This window comes from Thauera aminoaromatica S2, assembly GCF_000310185.1.
GTDB classification, from domain to species: Bacteria; Pseudomonadota; Gammaproteobacteria; order Burkholderiales; family Rhodocyclaceae; genus Thauera; species Thauera aminoaromatica.
In genome coordinates this window covers 1-1,199 of the sequence record NZ_AMXD01000289.1, presented here as the reverse complement: position 1 = coordinate 1,199, position 1,199 = coordinate 1, and the positions used below count along the sequence as shown (strand labels likewise).

Here is a 1,199-nt window from a genome sequence, read left to right as displayed (position 1 = left end):
CGTGCTGCGCGCGGCGGCCGCGGCCCAGACCGCCGCCCGCCCGGCGCCGAGCGGTCCGGCGGTGTTCTCCGGTCGTGCCGCGCGCTCCGACGCCGACGAATTCGGCAGCGCGCGCGTGCGCGAACTGCAGGAGACCAACATCCGCCTGATGGCCGAGCTCACCGGCATCCGCGGCATGATCGAACGTCAGCTCGCCGGCTTCGCCTGGGGCGAGACGCGCCGCCAGGCGCCGGCGCGCGCGGCCATGCTCGGAGAGCTGCTCGAGGCCGGGTTCTCCGCGGCGATCGCGCGCAAGCTCGTCGAGGCCGTGCACGAGGACGCCGACCGCATCGAGGCGCGCGAGGCCGTGGGTGCCGCCCTCGATCGCCTGATGCGGGCCTGCGCCTCGGACGAGGATCTGCTCGACCGTGGCGGCGTGTATGCCCTGGTCGGCCCCACCGGCGTCGGCAAGACCACCACCACCGCCAAGCTCGCCGCCCGCTGCGTGGTGCGCCACGGCGCCGGCCGGCTCGCGCTGATCACCACCGACGGCTACCGCATCGGCGCCCAGGAGCAGCTGCGCATCTACGGCCGTATCCTCGGCGTGCCGGTGTTCTCGGTGCGCGACGCGGCCGACCTGCGCCAGACCCTGGCCGGCCTGCGCAACAAGCACATGGTGCTCATCGACACCATGGGCATGAGCCAGCGCGACCGCATGGTGGCCGAGCAGGCGGCCATGCTCTCCGGCGCCGGCGACGTGCGCCGGCTGCTGCTGCTCAACGCCACCGCGCGCGGCGACACCCTGGACGACGTGGTGCGCGCCTATGCCGGCGGCGACCTCGCCGGCTGCATCTTCACCAAGGTGGACGAGGCCGCCTCGCTCGCGCCGGCGCTCGATGTCGCGGTGCGCCACGAGCTCGACATCCGCTACCTCACCAACGGCCAGCGCGTACCCGAGGACCTGCACCTGCCCAACCGTGCCTACCTCTTGCATCGCGCGCTGCGCGAGCACGGCAGCGCCTCGCCCTGGCACCTGCAGGGCGACGAGGCCGGCATGCTGCTCGCGGCGGGAGGGGCCTGAGCATGCTCGACGGACGCGAAGACCAGGCCGCCGGCCTGCGCAGGCTGTTCCGCCGCGCGCCGCCCCAGGTGGTGGCGCTGTATGCGGGCGGTCGCCGCGCCGCCGACAACGCCGCGCTCGCCGCCCACCGCATCGCCGG

At 74.9% G+C, this 1,199-nt stretch carries 1 protein-coding gene and 1 pseudogene; both read left to right on the top strand.

Annotated features, from left to right (window positions below):
- A partial coding sequence (flhF, locus tag C665_RS19635) for a flagellar biosynthesis GTPase FlhF (protein WP_040829898.1) occupies window positions 1-1,060 on the top strand: 1,060 nt, incomplete at its 5' end.
- A 2-nt stretch (window positions 1,061-1,062) separates the two neighbouring features.
- A pseudogene (locus tag C665_RS21245) lies at window positions 1,063-1,199 on the top strand (MinD/ParA family ATP-binding protein); the annotation flags it as partial.